This window comes from Nostoc sp., from assembly GCF_036916575.1.
In the GTDB taxonomy this organism is placed as follows: domain Bacteria; phylum Cyanobacteriota; class Cyanobacteriia; order Cyanobacteriales; family Nostocaceae; genus Nostoc.
On record NZ_JBALGC010000004.1, the window covers coordinates 208,811 to 227,812 of the forward strand.

General features: G+C 40.6%; 14 protein-coding genes. 5 read left to right on the forward strand and 9 right to left on the reverse strand.

Annotated elements, in window-relative coordinates; all coding sequences use genetic code 11:
* Window positions 1-19: 19 nt before the first annotated feature.
* Window positions 20-1,996 carry an AMP-dependent synthetase/ligase gene (locus V7L29_RS02090; RefSeq protein ID WP_334734372.1) on the reverse strand — a complete coding sequence of 659 codons (1,977 nt, stop codon included), beginning with the start codon at window positions 1,994-1,996 and terminating at the stop codon, window positions 20-22.
* Between the two features lie 1,174 nt (window positions 1,997-3,170).
* Between V7L29_RS02090 and V7L29_RS02095 the strand changes: the two genes are divergently transcribed.
* Window positions 3,171-3,320: a hypothetical protein gene (locus tag V7L29_RS02095; RefSeq protein ID WP_334688916.1), complete on the forward strand. Its 150-nt coding sequence runs from the start codon at window positions 3,171-3,173 to the stop codon at window positions 3,318-3,320.
* Window positions 3,321-3,482: 162 nt separating this feature from the next.
* Here V7L29_RS02095 and V7L29_RS02100 read toward each other — a convergent pair whose 3' ends face one another.
* From V7L29_RS02100 to V7L29_RS02125, 6 genes are all read right to left on the reverse strand, one after another.
* On the reverse strand, window positions 3,483-4,673 hold the full coding sequence (locus V7L29_RS02100) for an MFS transporter (protein ID WP_334734373.1): 1,191 nt from the start codon (window positions 4,671-4,673) through the stop codon (window positions 3,483-3,485).
* 32 nt (window positions 4,674-4,705) lie between these two features.
* The gene (gene recQ, locus V7L29_RS02105) at window positions 4,706-6,865 is read right to left on the reverse strand and encodes a DNA helicase RecQ (protein ID WP_334734374.1); all 2,160 of its coding nucleotides are present in this window, start codon (window positions 6,863-6,865) and stop codon (window positions 4,706-4,708) included.
* 331 nt (window positions 6,866-7,196) lie between these two features.
* The gene (locus V7L29_RS02110) at window positions 7,197-8,765 is read right to left on the reverse strand and encodes an AAA-like domain-containing protein (protein ID WP_334688754.1); all 1,569 of its coding nucleotides are present in this window, start codon (window positions 8,763-8,765) and stop codon (window positions 7,197-7,199) included.
* A 243-nt stretch (window positions 8,766-9,008) separates the two neighbouring features.
* Complete coding sequence (locus V7L29_RS02115) at window positions 9,009-10,349, reverse strand: AAA-like domain-containing protein (RefSeq protein WP_334688753.1); 1,341 nt, start codon at window positions 10,347-10,349, stop codon at window positions 9,009-9,011.
* A 359-nt stretch (window positions 10,350-10,708) separates the two neighbouring features.
* The gene (locus V7L29_RS02120; RefSeq protein ID WP_334688752.1) at window positions 10,709-11,371 is read right to left on the reverse strand and encodes a class I SAM-dependent methyltransferase; all 663 of its coding nucleotides are present in this window, start codon (window positions 11,369-11,371) and stop codon (window positions 10,709-10,711) included.
* Between the two features lie 27 nt (window positions 11,372-11,398).
* A complete protein-coding gene (locus V7L29_RS02125) occupies window positions 11,399-11,539 on the reverse strand; it encodes a hypothetical protein (RefSeq protein WP_334734375.1) in 141 nt (46 codons plus the stop codon).
* A gap of 545 nt (window positions 11,540-12,084) precedes the next feature.
* Between V7L29_RS02125 and V7L29_RS02130 the strand changes: the two genes are divergently transcribed.
* Window positions 12,085-14,076 (forward strand): alpha-amylase family glycosyl hydrolase, encoded by a 1,992-nt coding sequence (locus tag V7L29_RS02130; protein ID WP_334734376.1) that lies wholly within the window; start codon window positions 12,085-12,087, stop codon window positions 14,074-14,076.
* A gap of 335 nt (window positions 14,077-14,411) precedes the next feature.
* Window positions 14,412-15,350 (forward strand): phosphoribulokinase, encoded by a 939-nt coding sequence (locus V7L29_RS02135; RefSeq protein WP_334734479.1) that lies wholly within the window; start codon window positions 14,412-14,414, stop codon window positions 15,348-15,350.
* Between the two features lie 233 nt (window positions 15,351-15,583).
* On the opposite strand, the gene V7L29_RS02140 is transcribed toward V7L29_RS02135, so the two are convergent.
* Window positions 15,584-15,796, reverse strand: a complete 213-nt coding sequence (locus tag V7L29_RS02140; RefSeq protein ID WP_334734377.1) for a hypothetical protein — start codon at window positions 15,794-15,796, stop codon at window positions 15,584-15,586.
* Window positions 15,797-15,953: 157 nt separating this feature from the next.
* On the opposite strand from V7L29_RS02140, the gene V7L29_RS02145 reads away from it, so the two are divergent.
* Together V7L29_RS02145 and radC are read left to right on the forward strand one after the other, a co-directional pair.
* Window positions 15,954-16,181, forward strand: coding sequence for a hypothetical protein (locus tag V7L29_RS02145; protein WP_334734378.1), 228 nt, complete (start codon window positions 15,954-15,956; stop codon window positions 16,179-16,181).
* Window positions 16,182-16,334: 153 nt separating this feature from the next.
* Window positions 16,335-17,066 (forward strand): RadC family protein, encoded by a 732-nt coding sequence (gene radC, locus V7L29_RS02150; RefSeq protein ID WP_334734379.1) that lies wholly within the window; start codon window positions 16,335-16,337, stop codon window positions 17,064-17,066.
* Window positions 17,067-17,355: 289 nt separating this feature from the next.
* Here radC and V7L29_RS02155 read toward each other — a convergent pair whose 3' ends face one another.
* A complete protein-coding gene (locus V7L29_RS02155; RefSeq protein ID WP_334734380.1) occupies window positions 17,356-18,900 on the reverse strand; it encodes a hypothetical protein in 1,545 nt (514 codons plus the stop codon).
* Window positions 18,901-19,002: the final 102 nt, after the last annotated feature.

The window sequence follows — 19,002 nt, forward strand, 5'->3', positions numbered from 1 at the left end:
TAGTTAGCAGGTGGAATCATCAGGCAAACATGCCGTCAATAATATCGCGATAGCGTTCTGTGACGACGTGTCGTCGAACTTTCAGTGTTTGTGTCATCAAGCCATTTTCGATGGAAAACTGTCCTAGGATGAGTTTAAACGTTCCGATGCGGTCATCCGGTCGAAAGCCTGGACGATTTTGCACTTCCCGATTCAATTCTTGCCGAAATAAATCCTGGATCATTCTACTCCCCAAGTCAATTTTTTGACTATCTGAGGAAGTAACTTGATTATTCTGTGTATCCAGGATCAGATTCTGGCTTGCTGCCCATTTTTCTAGGGCTTCAAGATTGGGGACAATTAAGGCTCCCAGGCTGCGCTGATCTTGGCCGACGAGCATAATTTGATCGATGTATGGCGATCGCAAACACGCATCTTCAATTGGCTGCGGCTCGATGTTTTCTCCGTTAGTCAATACAATCGTATCTTTCGCCCTGCCAGTCAGCACTAAGTCGTCTTGTGGTGTCAGCCAACCCAAATCGCCGCTATCAAACCAACCTTCAGCATCAATTGCTTTCGCTGTCGCTTCCGGATTTTGGTAATAGCCTTGCATAATCTGCGGCCCCCTCAACAATAGCAAGCCTCGCTTCTCTACTGGTAGAGGCGCTTTTGTCTCAGGATCTACGATTTTAGCTTCTGTAGCCGGAAGTGGTAGCCCTGATGCACCAATCAAATTTCGCCAAGGACGCCGCACATGGGTAACAGGAGAAGTTTCTGTCAAGCCGTAACCTTGTAAAATCTGCACGCCAATAATTTCAAAGAAATTATCTATATGTCTGGGAAGCGCACCACCGCCGCTAATCATCTGCTTAACTTGTCCTCCTGTGGCTTCTCGCACCTTGGCATAAACCAGTCGTTCTCCCAAGGTATGGAGGGGTAATAAAGCAGATGCTTGTATCCTAGCTGCTAATCGTTCGACGGCTGAAGCATGAAGATTATTTAAACTCAATCCCTGAGCAACTCGCCGCGCTTTGATATATTTTTCGCTAATGCCCAATAAAAAGTTAATTAGGCGTTGCTTATTTGCTGGTTGTTCGCGGAATTGCTTTTGAACTCCTTCATAAATCGATTCCCACAGGCGGGGTACACCCACCATATAGTTGGGTTTAAATTGTCTCAAATCCCCTTTTACAGAGCGCAAGTTGGTATAAACTTGCGTGCTACCTTGAGATAGTAAATAATACTCAACAGTTCGTTCATAACTGTGCCACGAAGGTAGGATGCTGAGAACGATATCGCCCACGTTTGGTTGCAATACTGTCCCAAATGTTGTTACTTGGTGCATCAAATTGTTATAAGACAGCATTACACCCTTGGGTTTGCCTGTGGTGCCAGAGGTGTAAATTAGGGTTGCCAAAGCGTCACGATTTTGCTTGACTGGCACAAAATTATGATTTACCCCAATTTCGAGCAACTGGGCAAAGTTCAGCACTTTTAGGGTTTCGTCTGTTGGTGGTGCTTCATCCGAAAGTAAAATTACTACTTGAATTGGTAAATCTTGGAGGCGGTCTTGTAATTTTTTAAATGTTTTTAAATCCTCAACTACTATTGCTGTGCTGCCACTATTAGCGATGATAAACAGCAGTTCTTCTTTTTCCGCTTGGGAGCTACGCACCGCATCAACTCCCCCAGCAGTCATGATACCTTGATCGGCAATAAACCAGCGAGGACTGTTGTCAGAAATTAAGGAAATGCGATCGCCTATCTTTACTCCCAACGCCTGCAACCCAGTAGCAAAGAGTCGTATTTGCTCTGCCAACTGGGTATAACTAATCGCTACTTCTGGTTTACTGTGAGGGTTGCGGAGGGCGACAACATCACCAAATTGCCCAGCTGCCAAAGGCCAAATTTCTGGCAACGTTTCCAGATTTGTGTAATCTACCAACCGCTTTAATGCTTGGCGTTCTCGCTCGCTGATCTGAGATAAAAAAGAAGATGTGGTTTGGGTTTTTGACATAACACCTTACCTAAATATCGTAAACTGATCGTTTTCCAGTTTATTTTGTTATTTCGCTACAATCACCGTCATTATTATCCACATTTCCTTGTGTGTATGATAATTCCAGGAATTCCACGTTTCTATTTACAAAAATTTATGTTAAAGTTAATTTACATAGACTGCAAGCAATAGATTGACTGAACATCAATGCTATGCATACATTATGCTTGCATCTAAGAACGCGATCGCCTATTTTTCACAGGAGATGATTACCTATGAATTTGATAGATGCTATACTGCTAACGCTGCTCAATATTGCTGCTTGCATAATGTTACCTAAGGTTTTAGCTATCCTTCTGGTTGATAAAACCAAATCTACTGAAGCGTTGCCGAATGGTTCCAAATTGCAAACAGTCAGAGTCGAGCTTACGAGTTTTCCGTATTGTACAGCTTACCCATTGACAGGTAGCCAATTTTGTAAATTTAGTCCTAATTTCTGTGCCAAGTGTTCTCTGAATTGATGGACTGTTTGCCAGTAAAAATTACTTGGTATTTAAAATTAGCTTTCAATTAACTCTTTAAGACATATTTATTCTAATTGCCTAAAATCTCTCAAAGACCATTTATCAAGTAAATATTAGAGTATATTTTAAAATTTGCAAAGTATACATCAAAGGTCACGTTGCTTCTCTACGAGACGCTGCGCGTAACAAGATCCCCAAAGGGGTACGCTCCGAATTCAAAATTCACGCATTCAAAATTTAAACATTTTTAATCCCCATAAATAAATTTAGGCGATGCACTGAGCGTAGCCTACGTCGGTCTAAGTGAGGATGCCGTATTTTTCACGTAACGCGTCTCTACATATATATTTTTCTTCTCCATAAATAAATTTAGGCGATGCACTGAGCAGCTTGCCCACTTAGGCTTTACGAGACGCTGCGCGAACGCTTAAGGCGCAGCTTTTCGTAAACAAGGGAGCCTACGTAGGCTTGTATCATGAGTCTTTGTCGGTCAAGTGAGGAGTTGGAAGAACTTAAAAATTGATAGTTTTTATAGAATAAAAGAATATATTTAGTTAACTTATATCCAATAAAAGAAATTCCATATTTTGATTTTAAGCAATTGTACTAATTTTGCTTCAAACTAAAAATATAGTCAACACCGATTTTCAAACGGAGAAGATTAATATATGAGTTTGATAGATGGTATATTACTGACGTTGTTAAATACTGTTGCCTGCCTAGCACTGCCTAAGCTAGTATCTGTAATTCTGTCTGCCAAAAGCCAAAATACTGCACTATCACAAGATTCCACCTCTGAAATCCCTAGTTTTTCTTAATATAAGCTGATTATCTGTAGATATCGCCTTGATGAGGAGAAAATTTAGTTATTGGTGCAAGGCGATATCTGACAATCAGTTATACACATCTGGTTTTGGGAAAAGAATAAATGTGTATATCTCCCAAAAAGAAAGTTGTTTTAATCGAAAACGAGAGTTTGATTATTTATTTGTTCTTGCTGTAGTTATTTTAGGTCGGACAATAATAAAAAATGCAAGTAAAGTAAAAATTAACATTTGCCAAGTCACCAAATTCCAGCCACCAAGATGCCAGCACAATAGACCAATGCTAGTACCTACAGCACCACTAATAAAATAGGTAGTCATGTAAACTGTGTTGATGCGACTATTCGATTGAGCATCAAGAGTGTATATCCTTGCGACATTAGTGACCTGGGTTGCCTGTAAACCTACATCTAGTAACAATACAGCAACAGCGATCGCCAGTGCAGAATTAGAAGCAATTTTAGCAATTACTAAACTTGCAATCATCAGCGATACAGCAATAGTCAAGGAACGTTGGGAGTTACCTTGATCAGCTAATTTACCAAAAACTGGTGCCATCAATGCACCTGCGATCGCCACAAAGCCATACATGCCAATTGTGTCAGATTGAAAATTAAAAGGCGCTCCGCTTAAATAGAAAGTCAGGGTTGTCCAAAATGAGCAAAAGACACCAAACAATAACCCACTAATTAAAGATGCTTCTCTCAAGAGTGAAAAACGTTTTAATTGTTGAAGCGTTGATTTTAATAAATCTAAATAATCACCACTATATTCATTTTTGACATCAGGCAAGTATATCTGTAGTAAAATAGTAACAATTAAAATCATTCCTGCTGAAAATCCATATACATAACGCCAACTCAACCATTCAGCAATATATCCACTAAAAACCCTTGCTCCTAAAATTCCGATCAATATACCAGTAAAAATGTTGCCTACAGTTTTGCCTGTAGTTACTCTATCTATACTTGCTGCTAAGGGAAGAATAACCTGAGCTGAGACTGTCGCAATCCCAATTGCTGCGCTCAATATCCAAACTTCGACGATGTTTTGTGAAAACGTCATGACTATCAACAAACAGAACAAACATGTAAGTAAGCAAAAAATTAATTTTTTCTTGTTGATTTTATCGCCCAGAGGGATTAAAAAGAAAAGTCCAAAACCGTAACCAACTTGCGAAAGCACAGATATGCTACCCGCTTCGCCTTCACTGACTCCAAAAGAAGATGCAATATCTTTGAGGATTGGCTGATTATAATAAATGTTAGCAACACAGACACCAGCTGCGATCGCCATAATCAGTACCTGGACTTTAGTTAATGCGTTACTTGAGATTTTTTTTTCCATTCAACCTAAAATTTTCCTCTAAAATTGAATTATTACTTACGATTTTCACGCCGCCACTTACCCCGTACTAAGCGAATTTCATCAAAACTGTAACTTTCGCCTAGTTGTTCTCGAATTGGTGTTAAAGAGATATCACCAAGCACTTCTAAAACTTGCCAAATTTTTTGTTGATGTTCAAGAGATACTAACTGATTTAAATCTACAGGCTGATTTTTCTCAATTAAATCTGCCAGATGACGAATAATTGTCGTGGGGCGAATGTTGCGTTTTTGGGCAATTTCAGTAACACTCAAACCTTGTTTATGTAACTGTAATGTGAATATTTCTGTATCGGAAGGTAAGCCAAGAGAGGGTGTAAAATTAACCTGTGGTGGATCTACCAAACCTTTTTCTTGGCGGTAAGCACGAATTTCTGCGAGGAATTTATCGCCATATTGGGAAAGTTTGTGACTGCCTACGCCCGAAAGTTTACCAAATTCGGTTATTGTTGTAGGTTGTAGCTGTACCATCAATTTCAGGGTAGAATCCTGAAAGACAACGTAAGGTGGAACAGACTGTTCATCAGCAAGTTGTTTACGGAGCGATCGCAATCTCTGCATTAATATCTCTGCTTGGGCAGCTTTTTCACTCCCTTCTTCCCAAGTAATTTTCTGTGCTACGGGAACAGCAAGGGAAACAATATGCTGTCGCCGCATCACTTGCCAACTGAAGGCGTTAAGTTTCAAAACTGAGTAACCATCGCTAGTCTGTTCTAGCAACCCTTGATGTAAAAGCGATCGCCCCAGCATCCGCCATTCATCTACACTCTTATCTTTACCAATACCATAGGTAGAAAGTTTATCGTGTTCATTTTGGGTAATTTTCTGGTTTTTTGCCCCCCGCAACACATCAATAATATGCAGCATCCCAAATCTTTCTTTACAACGTGCCACACAAGATAAAAACTTCATGGCTTCAATTGTCCAGTCTTGCATTGGTTTGGGATGACGGCAATTATCGCAGTTACCACAATTCCCACCAAAACGTTCCCCAAAATAACCTAATTGAATTGTCCGCCGACAGACAGTACCTTCAGCATAGTCAATTACCTGACGTAGTTGTTGTTTAGCAATTAACTGTTCTTGGGGGTCAGTTTTTTGGTTAATACTCCATTCAATAGTTTTAATATCACTGAAACTGAAAAAAAGTGTACAACGTGAGGGTTCACTATCCCTTCCCGCCCTACCTGATTCTTGATAATAACTTTCCAAATTACGGGGTAAATCAAAGTGAATTACTAACCGCACATCTGGCTTATTAATTCCCATACCAAAGGCAATCGTTGCCACCATGACGCGCACATCATCCCGAATAAATCGAGTTTGATTGCTGCTGCGTTCTTCATCAGTTAATCCGGCATGATAAGACAAAGCAGAAATTTTATCGTTTTGCAGTTTAAAGGTGAGTTCATCAACTTTTTTACGCGTTAAGCAATAAATAATTGCCGAACCTTCATTTTCCCGGACGAGTTCTAATAATTCAGCGTAAGCAGACTTGGTTTTAGAACGAACTTCGTAGTAAAGATTTTGGCGGTTAAAGCTAGCAACATGGATACTGGGTTGCTTTAGCCCTAATTGTTGAATGATATCAGCACGGACGCGATCGGTTGCTGTGGCGGTGAGGGCAAGGGTAGGAACATCAGGATAACGTTTCCGCAGAGATTTCAATTGGCGGTATTCTGGGCGGAAGTCGTGTCCCCACTCAGAGACGCAGTGGGCTTCGTCAATCGCAAAAGCCGCAATCCCAATTTTTTCCTTGACTAAATCGAGAAACGGGAGAAATCTTTCACTCAACAGACGTTCTGGGGCGACGTAAAGTAATCTAACTTTACCGCTGAGGATGGCTTCTTCCCGCGATCGCACTTTATAGGGATTCAGACTACTATTCAAAAATGTGGCAGCAATGTTATTATTTCGCAATCCTTCCACTTGGTCTTGCATCAAAGCGATTAATGGCGACACCACCACCGTTAAACCTTTTTTAATCAATGCAGGTAACTGAAAGCACAAAGATTTTCCCCCACCCGTAGGCATGACAACTAATAAATCTCGATTTTGCAGCGCATCTTCGATAATTTGCCGTTGTCCGGGGCGGAATCTGTCGTAACCGAAGTGATATTTCAGCGCTTGTTCGAGATTGGGGTACTGAAGCATAGCGATCGCTTTTTCGAGGGCGTTCTGCGGGGGTAGTTATTGAAGATATCAGGATTTTAACTCACATCATCAACAGCTTTGGTCAGACCATGCTTTCTCTACAGCGCTCGCACGCTCATCAACCATCATATATGAGCGATGTCTACGAAGGGCTACGCCTACGCACTTCCCAAAATCCTGCGATCGCCTAAACTACATCCTCAGCATCAGCTGCTAATACTTGGTCAATATAGCAATCCGGAATCATTCGTGAGAAAATACTGAAAAAATGCATATTAAGACTATTTTGAGTATTTTAACTGATGGACAAAAAGCACTTTATCTTAACATTTTACAGATGGCATCCACCTAACCGAGAATTTGCAGTTCTTACTTTGCCCTGATGCTCTATCTGGGTACATTTTATCTGTGATTCTAAAGCATTAATCTTTCGTAAAAGCGACATTCCCCAGATTAGAGAAATCACCAACTTAATTGTCATGCCCAAGAGCAAAAATGTTACTATTCTGGAAGATATTCTCTGTTGAGCCAACCTTTTTTGTTGTTCTGCAAGTCGTGCTTCGACTTCTTTAGCACGTTCGGCCTCTAATGCTTGTTGCATTTCTCGCCGATCTAATTCTTCACTAGCAGCTAAAAATTGATAATCTAAGTTGTTTAAGCTTTTGCCATTTGCCCAAGTTTGAGCATCAATCAAGGCTTGTCCGCGCAATAGGCGAGATTCATCCTTTTGGTTTGAGGCTTCCCATGCATTGAAGCTTTCATAGTAAGGGCGCAAGTAAGCTAATTTTTTTTCAACCCATTCTAAATTGAAAATTTCTTGATAAATTTGGTTTTTGATTTGGAGAAAGCCTTGCTTTTTGATCACCAAACCAGACAGCAACAGTTCTACCTGTTCTCGACTATCGTCGGCTGATACTTTCACTCCTTGGAGAATCTGTTGATAAATTCCTAGCAATCTGGCGGCAATTTGTTCGTTTCTAAGAATGCGATCGCGAATTGTCCTGAGATGCTCCGGTTCATCTTGTGATTCCCATTTTTCGATCATGTGCGATCGCACCACATTTTCTATCCAAAATTCTTCAGTGCCAGGGGGAATTTTTAGCTTTTTACCCAGATCATCTTCAGATAAATTTACAAGTAGCCGACACAGCTTTTGAGTAAGAAATGGTTGCCCTTCTGTCCAAGCTAATACTTCTTTCAAAACTTTCTGAGGATGATTGTCTTTAATATCCAGTCCCAAAGATAATGGTTGAGCTTCTTCAAATGTGAAACCATTTACTTGTATAGCTTTACCAAAATTAAACGGGGTCGTATGATTTCGATATAGAATTAACTCTGAAGGTGTCGCAACACCGAAAATTGCAAATGTAATTCGATAATACTCTGGATCAATTGCTCGTTGGTTATAACAGAACCGAATCAAGCTAAAAAAGTCATCAACAGAGAAATCGAGGTTGAGAATACTATCAATTTCATCAATAAAAATAAATAGTCTTTCATTAGGAAACTGAGCTAAGAGAATTTCTGAAATAAACCGACTGAGTTTCTGAACCAAAGAAATATCATTTTGTTCTTGCCACCAGGGTTTTAAATTGACTTTTTCTAACAGTTTAAAACCTAACCATAGGTCGCCTACAACTCCTTTATACCACTGCTCTGGAGTTATATTTTCACAACCAATATTAGTCATATCAACGGTGGCACATTTAAAGCCCTCTTGTTGTAAGCGGTGCTTTGTTTGTACCATGAGTGAGGATTTGCCCATTTGCCTACTGCTCAGGATGTAGCAAAATTCACCCTGCTTCAAAGCTTCGTAAAGTTCCACATCTGCTTTGCGCTTAACATAGCTAGGAGCGTCACTGGTGAGTGTACCACCAACTTGGTATCGATAATTCTTCATTTGATTTATTTTAAATTATTTCTATATCTAAATCAATAACTTTGGATGGGCCAGTTGAAAAAATTCTGCTCATATCGAGTATTTTTATTATTTTTCCAACAATTGACTAATAGTCTGTCAAGTTTAAATTGATGGTAAGCAAGTTTGTAGTAAGGACTTTAGTTCTTATTTTCTAAGCACTCTTCGTGCTTATTACAAACCCTTCATTATTTGCTTGATAAAATATTAGAACCATTAGTAACCTTAGTGCTTGACAAGCTGTTGGCTAAAATAAAGGCGATATAACTCACACATAGCGTGAGCTTGATTGCCGTTTAGTTTAACCAAACCCATGCTTTCTAGCTTGTAAGCAGCGATCGCGTCTAGCTCCACTTTTTCATCTGTTACAATTACCTGTTGCATAGCTGACATTAATTCTGGTTCTTTTTGGAGTAGGGTCAACAGTTCTCGTAAATGCTGACTGTAAATTCCCACTGGTGTCGATGCGGTTTCTAGTAACACCTCTAATGTTATTTCCTTCTGACATAGATGATAAAGCGCAAGGCTCACCAAATAGGGATGTCCTCCTACCATTGTTTGTAGGGGTGCAAGGCGTTTTGCCCCTTCGGAGTCTGCTGCACAATCTAGTCCGTAACGTAATGCTAAATTCTGTACCTGATTGAGAGTAAATGGTGGCAGCGTAATTGTTATCCCTACATTGAAAGGCGATTGGTTGAGGTTGAGTGGAATATAAATTTCTGTTGTATGAACCACCACCATCCGCAGTTTTTGCCAGATTTGATTCTGCTTTCCTAGTTCATGCCAACATCGCAGCATTGGCAGAAAGTCTTGGGCAATATTGGGATGTTCAAAAACTCGATGGACTTCATTAAAAGCTAAAACTACAGGATTATGATCAATGTATTGCAGCAGATACGCTTCAAAATAGATTTTGCAGCTTACCTTGCTGCCCATTTCCATATCCCAAAAATCATTTAGAGAGGGAAGGAGATTTAACTGCCTGCTGACATTGACACAAAACCAACGCAAAAATTTATCAAGGGAAACAAAAACGTCTTGGTCAGCTTCTTGAAAGTCCAAATAGACAATTTGATAACCTTGCTCTCTAGCATAAGCAATCATCCGGTTGAGCAGTGAACTTTTTCCCATCTTTTTAGGTGCTTTGATCCGGATTAAGCAACCAGGGTGCAAAATCTCGCTACAAACAAGTTCTTCCAGGGGAGGGCGATTGATGTAAAGAGGCGAATCCAGTGGTACAGGTCCGCTAGGAAATTCTATCTTGCTTGCTAAAAAAAAGCCTGGAGAAACCATTTTTAAGCTAGATTCTTCGCCGAATTTTTGTTGTCTTTGATTCTCTTGATCACCTATCTTGTCTTGCAGGTGTTTTTTCAAGGCTAAATGCAGATTTTTTTTCGTTACTCTTTTTCCAAGTGCAACGGAAAGGTCTTGCCACAACTGAGAGCCAACTTCTTTGATGTAATTATCGCGGTAGCCTGATGCCTGTGCCATTTCACCGTAAGTTTTGCCCAACCACGATTGAGAGAGCACAAACCACTGAATGGAAGCAAGAGGCTTGTCTTGCATAATTCTTTCTACTGCTTGCAGAATATCTTCCACGGATATTAAAGGTTAAACAATTAGTAGATGCATTTATCCACTTTGGTCTAGTAATAATATACTACCGAACAAATACTTAAAAAAAGAAAAAAATGTCTACGAGTACAATATTTTACGCCATGATTAATCTTCAAACAAAGAAAATTTTAATGTGACACTTCAAAGTAGCAAAAGTGGATTTTGGTGGGAAAAGCCAGCCGCTACAAATGGTCTTCTTCCCAAGGGTCACAGATGAAAGTAACTTATGGAACCACTATTTTTTGTAAAAGCGACACTACGGCCGCTTCTGCATTCATAACAAATGGATAAATGGGGATTCAAAGACATTACTTCTTCAGTGCTAGAGTCAAGCCATCTGCGATCGCTATTAAACTAAGACTAACTCGCTGGTCTTGATGCAGCTTTTGATTAAAGGCACGAATTCTTTTAGTTCTATTATCTTGCACTTGGGGGTCGGCAACCCTGCCTGACCAGAGGACATTATCGATCGCAATCAGTCCTCCCCGTCGTACTAATTGCAGTGATCGCTCATAATAGCGATCATAATTGCTCTTATCTGCATCGATGAAGGCAAAATCAAAGGTTTCTGCTTCATTTGTTGCCAGTAGCCGATCCAAAGTTTCCAAAGCTGGGGCAATGTGCAGTTGAATTTTATCCGCCACTCCTGCTTGCTGCCAATAGCGCCGAGCGATCGTTGTAAATTCCTCGCTGACATCACAGGCTACCACTTGACCGTCACTCGGTAACGCCAATGCCACCACCAAGGCACTATAACCTGTAAATACCCCAATTTCCAAAGTTTTCTTAGCTCCCAGCAACTGCACCAGTAACGCCAGAAACTGCCCCTGTTCGGGAGCAATCTGCATTCTCCCGATTGGATACTGGGCTGTTTCCTGTCTCAGTTGGGTCAAAATCTCTGGTTCTCGGAGAGAGATTGATAGTAAATAGTCATAGAGGTTTTGTTCAAGTCCTAATGTTTGAGTTGTCATAACGTGCGTTCCTGCAATCCATAACGTTTACACAGCGCTTGCAGTTTCAACCTCAACAGCGAGTAGGGAATCTGCACAAAGTTGAGGTAGCGCATTGCGTATTTCTCCAAAAGTTGTAGCAACTGCCGTTTGATTGTTGCGCTTACCAATATTGATTTCTTGCTTCATTTCGGGATTGAACCTACAGCGTATTGCAGGTAAATGAAGTACACGGGTAGGGGTACAGCCATGTTCCCTACGATGATCTGTACCTTACCTTGGTGTAGCCTAAGAAGAGAAGTTGCAATCTGCTGTAATAATCACACTTGTGATTTGGTTAGTGATCGCCAACTCAACACTACACTTAATACAGCATTTCATTAATTCGTAGCGAATTAATCAAAGGCAATACTCGGCAATGCCAATGCGTCACTTTGCATTGTTAATGCGTCGATTTGCATTGTTAATGCATCGGCTGCATTGTTAATACGTCAGCTTGCATTATTAATGTATCGGTTTGCATTGTTAATGCATCGGTTGCATTGTTAATACGTCAGCGGGGATTACTTCTCTACGAGACGCTGTACGTAGCTTGCTTCGACCTAGGAGTACGCTATCGCTCGTAATGACGAAATTACGTTATTTTTGCGTAAGTCCTGCTATCGTCTGGAATAAGACTCGGCTGTTGTGTAAGAACTTCATAACTGAACTTTGCTCACCCAGAGGTTTTTGTAATGCCCATCGATTTATTGAGCCGCAAAAAAACTCATTTTGTCTTGTGGCGTCCTGGTGCTTCAGAACTAGCTCCCACTCTCTACATTGGCAACACTGCTCTCGAAAGCCCAGACAGATTAGCTCAATTCAGAGAAATTCCGCTTCGTCAATCAACAGAATTTCCAGAATTGTGGGAAGTTTCGGCTCAAGAATCTGGTTTAACTGAAGGACAGGTCTACTTTTACTGGTTTAAAGTCCGCAACTCAGACCCCTACGACTCTGCCAATATTAACCAAATTCTCTACTGCACAGATCCAACAGCAACGACTGTGGATCGACGCTTACGTGCACCAACGCCGTCAGAATTGGGAGGTATTGCTAGCTTCGATCCGGCAAGCGTCGTGCTTTATCAAAATCAGACGCTGATTCCCTGTGATCCCGAAGGGCAAACTGTAAATTGGGAAGGGGATGCTCCTTTAGAGACGCTGCCAACCAATAATCAACTGGTGATTTACGAATTACCAACCCGCTGGACAAAGATTAACTCAAATGGATTGATTGAAGAAGGAATTGGTACATTTCGTGACGTACTGGCACTGTTGATCCCAGAAGCGATCGCTCCTACTTTTCCCCTACTCAGCGCCTTGAATAACCGCGCTCATCTTGTGGAACTGGGAATCAATGCCCTAGAACTTCTGCCACCAGAAGACAGTGATGATAATCTCAATTGGGGCTATGGTACAGCAAATTATTTTGCAGCGGATTTTGACTTAGGAAGTCCAGATAGCCAGTCAGCACCTACTGCTTCGACTGATTTAGCTAATCTGATCAAAGTCTGCCATCAGCAAGGGTTACGCTTTTTTGTGGATGTGGTGATGGCATTCTCGCGGAATAATCCTTACCATAACGTTAATTTTTTGGAATTTTACATCAAATGGGCTAGTGGTGATCCAGAACAAGGGTCAAGAGATGGCTTTGGTGGCGATTTATTTAAGTACAACTATAAAGTAGAGGGCTATAACCCGATTACTGGGCAAAAGTCATGGCTTGTCCCAGCCCGTGAATACTTAAAAGCTCATATTGCCCACTGGTTAGAATACTATCGGGTTGATGGTCTGCGGTTGGATAGCGTCAACAATATTGCCAGCTATGACTTTTTGCAGGAATTCAAAGATTTTGCCCGCACCCTTTGGGACAAAAGAGGTGGAACCGGCGATCGCTTCCTCGTAGTTGGCGAAGAGTTGAGTGTACCCCTATCTCTCATCCACCAAAATCGTCTGGATGGACTTTGGAATGAAAAGTTCAAGCAAATCATCCGACAGGTGATTTTAGGTAAGAATGCCTGGGATGAACCCAGCTTTGAGTCGAGTATCCGCAAACTAATTGATTGCCGAAACTTAGGTTTTACAGATGGTTCTCAGGCGATAAACTATATAACTTCCCATGATGTTGGCGGTTATGGTAACGAGCGTTTCTTCAGCTACCTGGTTAGTAATGGAATTGATCATACTGAACCGCGAATTAAGCTAGCATTTGTCTCCCTGCTGACCGCTGTAGGAATTCCGATGATCCTTGCCGGAGACGAATTTGCCGATCAGCAGGATTTGGTTCCAACAGATGATTATAAGCAGATTGACCCTGTTAACTATAGCCGTGTCAAAGACGATTGGCGGCAACGTATTTTCCAATACGTTGCGAGGTTGATTCGCTTGCGTAAGACTTCCGATGCTTTAGCTGTGAATGATACTGAATTTATTCATGTTGACTTTAATGATGGTAAACGAGTTATAGTCTGGCAGCGTGGTAATAAAGCCGATCAATTAGTAGTTGTAGTGGCAAATTTCTCTGACTACGGCACTCCTGTTGGTTCTGAGTACAGAGTTCCAAATTGGCCTGTAACCCCAGTTGGCAAGCAGTGGCAGGAAATTACTCAAGAGCGGATAGTTCCATCTGAATGGGTAGGCAGAGAAGGTATTTTCCCGTGGGAAGCTAAAGTGTACGCTCTAGTTTAATCTCGATGCCGCTCAGTGAAATAGGACTTACGCAAGAATCCTTTAAAACTCCATTCCTTTGTGTCCTTTGCGTCCTTTGCGGTTCGTTTTTTCATAATTTTGCGTAAGTCCTGTGAAAGATAATGTGAGGTCAGGTTTGCTACTTCAACCTGACCTATTTTGATCGCCAGGGTGAAATACCACAAAATTCGGATGTTTATTCTGAAACTCAACAGCTATATGTAGAGATATTGCATACCAAGCCTTTACTTGAGTTACTTGCCTAAACCCTTTTAGAATAAAAACTATTGTAGGGAAATTTTATTACTAAACTTGTTTTTATTCTGAGAGGTATGATGAGCCGTCCAATAATTCTTGGTATTGTAGGCGACAGTGCTGCTGGAAAAACAACACTAACGCGAGGAATCGCTCAGGTACTCGGCCCAGAAAATGTTACGCTTATTTGCACAGATGATTATCACCGTTACGATCGCCAACAACGTGCAGAGATTGGCATCACGGCTCTCCACCCCGACTGCAACCACTTAGATATAATGCAGCAACACTTGTCGTTGCTACGCACAGGACAGCCAATTCTTAAACCAGTTTACAGCCATAAAACCGGCACATTCGAGCCACCGCAGTATATCAAGCCCAATAAATTCGTGATTATTGAGGGATTACTCGGTTATTCTACCCGTGCTGCCCGTGATTCTTACGACGTGAAAGTTTACCTTGCACCACCTGAAGAACTACGCGCTAAGTGGAAAGTCAAACGGGATACGCAAAAGCGCGGCTACACAGATGAACAGGTATTAGCAGAATTAGAAAAACGCGAACCAGATTCAGCAGATTTTATCCGTCCGCAGCGACAATGGTCTGATATAGTAATCAGTTTCTACCCACCCGTCGGCGAAGATGATGAAACCAATGGACATTTAAATGTGCGTTTGGTATTACGTCCGACAATTCCCCACCCAGATTTTACGCCGATTATCAACTCTACCTATGGTAATTCTGACTCAGCAATCCGCTTGGGGCTAGACAGGGATATGAGTAAGCCTGTGGATGTCTTAGAAGTTGATGGTCATGCAACCTTAGAACAGGTGAATAAGCTAGAGCATATTATTTGTTCTGATATGCCCCATTTACGAAGTATTTGCGATCGCGAAAGTAATCCAGAACTGGGTAAAATTGCTGGTACAACTGAGGAAACACTCCAGAGTTATCCCCTCGCTCTTACTCAGTTAATCATTACCTACCACATGCTCAAAGCAACACAAATGTACCAATAACTGGGATAGGAAGTGGAGAGTAAGAAATAGGGAGTAATGTAGTTCCATCAACTGAAAAATGACTTAGGAAAAGAACTTCTTTTATTAAAGCTAGCACCAATTGCAGCTTAGTTAAACTTTGGCGTGAGAATCATGCGATGCCTAAGGCGGTAAACTACGCACTTTGCTAACGGCTAATCTTCAGGTAGAGATTTGCTTATGAATGTAGTCCAAGAGTTCTCCAACAGTGCAAGCTACAGGAAGTTAACAATATCACGAACTAGAGAAAATTCAACCTTATGTCCGCTCTCGCTATAAATTTTTGTAGCTATCTTCCAGACTGTCTCATCGTGTTTGGACACTAGAGAATTTAAACCCTCTTCTGTAACTGGTATAGTTTTATCTAAATAAGTGTTGATTACTTTTTTCAGGATGTTTAATTCATAGGCTCTATCATCAGCGGTCATTGTAACCTCTCTTTCACCTGGCATCCGTTAACCTTTTGCTATCTGTTTGTAAGCATAACAGGTAATTTTAGAGACATCATGTGTGAGGAAAACTTTTATCTTCTTGGGCTGCCCACTCTAATATAGTCGGATCATCCTTACCCGATAAATTTACATCTTGGACTCGAATGATGTCGATGTTTGGATTGCGGCGAAGCAACCCCTGACGCAATACAGCTTAGTTAAGCATTTCTTTCTTCTCTCTGCGTCGCGCCAGTTGCTACCCTACGGGAACGTTAAGAGCGAACAAGTCGGGGAACCGCAAGGGCGCACTGGCTTCTCTGCGCCTTCTCTGCCAGACGCTGCGCGTTGGCAAAAGCCTCTCGTAGAGAAGGCGGTTCGTTAAAAAATTGACTTTTATTCCTCCGAAAACATGATGTGCAGAAATAGATAAAATTTCCCAAGATTAAAGATTTTCTCTAGTTAAGGATAATTCCGATCGCAAACAAGGGATAACTAAGGATAGTTCCATCTAGGGTGAGTATTCTCTTAGTTTCCTATGACCTATTGCCTCAGAATTGCCGACTTACCTACAAATGAGCGTCCGCGTGAGCGTCTAATGACGCATGGTGCCAAAATTTTAGCCACAGCGGAGTTAATTGCAATTCTTCTAGGCACCGGTCAAGGGTCGGGAAAATTATCTGCTGTGGGTTTGGGACAATATATCTTGAGCGAATTAGGCAAACACCAACGTGATCCTTTGGTAGTTCTGCGAGAAGTTACCCCCGCTGAGTTGATGCAAATTTCTGGTGTTGGCCCAGCTAAGGCGACAAGTATCTTAGCAGCAATTGAATTGGGCAAACGCGCCTTTCAATCTCGACCCAATGATGGCACATTAATTGATAGCCCACTTGCTGCTGCTGCTACCCTCAGTCAAGATTTGATGTGGCAAACAAAAGAACGTTTTGCAGTGGTGCTGTTAGATGTCAAGAATCGTTTACTGGGTACGCAAGTAATTACCATTGGCACCGCAACCGAAACCCTAGCCTCTCCCCGTGATATTTTTCGTGAAGTTATTCGCCAAGGAGCAACGCGGGTAATAGTTGCCCACAACCATCCTTCTGGAAACCTTGAACCCAGCCAAGAAGATATAGAATTGACGCGCCAGTTGTTAGCAGGGGCACAGGTTTTGGGCATTCCGCTGCTAGATCATCTAATTTTGGGTAATGGCAATCATCAAAGTTTACGGGAACTGACAACCTTGTGGGATGAGCATCCACAGGGGGATTAATCAATTAACAGGACGCTCTGATGCAGATACGCTGTAGAGGCAATTCATGAATTGCCCCTACCTGAAAATCTTTCTTTTTGGCTATTGTTTGCTCCCGTCCTGTACGAGACGCTGTGCGTAGCTTGCTTCTTTGTAGGAGTACAATGCGTGAATTTGGAATTTTGAATTGTTAATTTCTGCCTAAAGTGATTAAAGAGTGCTAATTTAGCTATAACTATATCCCTGTTGGGGAAAACAAGCGGGCAGAAGTGCGTAGCTTGCCGCCGTAGGCATCGCTCTACTTGGTACTTTATGCTTCATCTACCCAATAAAGATAATATCGTTCATTATCCACCCAGCCTCTCTGAAAATCTTTGATCGGAACAATCTTCAAATCATTACGGTTGACATTCAGTTTTTTATTTAAAATCAGCAAAATTTTCTTTTGCTCATCTTTATTTATAAGTAGAGAATTAATTTGACTTAATATCTCAGCTTGCTCGACATCTTGACGACCTTTTTTAAATAGGGTAAAGCTTCCCATTTTTTGAAGCTCAGGATAGTAAAACTTTCGATTGAGATAACCCGCTAAAGGAGCCATATTTGCATCTCGACTAGCAACAATAAACTCATTATCTAACCCAGCTTTTTGAATATATTGAGCTGTTTCCCGACTAGCAGAAAATGGTACAACTAAATCTCTTGAAAAACTGTAAATACCTCCCCCAAACTGGACACAAAGAATTAGCATCAAAACGATATAATGCCATTTTTGAACAAATGTAATTAAATTTGGACGAACAGAAAAATTCTTGAGTAAAACAGTAGACTCTTGATAATAACTTCCCAGCCATAAAGCAGCTATCATAACTAAATAAAAATGTCCAAAATGCCGAGGCATCCCTGTAAATCTCAAGTATGTAAACGCAAATATTACACAAGTCCCTATAATGTAGAAAAAGAGGCTAACTGGCTTTTTAGATAATTTCATCAAGGTTAAAATTACAATAAATAAAGCAATTGCTGCACAAACAATTAAATCCAGCCATTTTTTTTGTGCAGGAATAATTAATAAATAACTCGCAAATATTCTACCTATGCTTTTCAACAAATGACGGATATCTAATTGCATTAGCCAATTATTGTTTAACCCACCATGAAGATAACTATCTGTCGGAGGAGTAATAATATAAATGGATAAAATAAAAGAAAATATGATAATTATAATACTTAAAAATGAGTCGTATTTTTGGCTTTGACTAAAATACTGCTGGCGATGTTTGCTATCAAAACAAAATTCAGCTAGCAAAGTCAATGATAAGGAAAATGATCCAAATAAACCATAAACATTACTATTTGCTAATAAACCCAATAAAATTGCCAAATAAGCATAAGTTCTTTTTCGGGATGAAAAAATCGTACAGAAGGCAAAAATGAACAACATACTAAAGGCATAATTTCGAGAAATTAAAAGATATTCATAAAAAGGAAAAAAACCAAAGGAAAACAGAAATTTTTGTTGATAATTAAAAGGGCTATATAGGCAAAAAATAGCAACTGAAACAACTGTAATTGCCCAATGGAAAATTTGTATAATAATAGGATCATCTACTATTTTTCTGAGAATTGCCAGAGAAAAATACCAGAGAACAGGATGACCTTCATAACGAATATTTGTAATTAAATCGCCGAAAGATTCACTATCTCTAACAATCAGCCAGGGATTTAGTTCATCTCGCCACATCGAATGGTTGAGAATACCTATTAAACCAAGAACAGAAAAAATAATGATAATAAACCAAGGAGAATAAAAAGGGAATATCGAAGTATTTTTGATAATTTTTTGGTTTAACATTGTTAGTTCAAAATGAAATTTATTTGTATCATATAGCAATCCTATTTGAGATCCGAACAGTGTTGAGCCTGATAGAGTTTAGGAAAATCAAATTCTTATTGA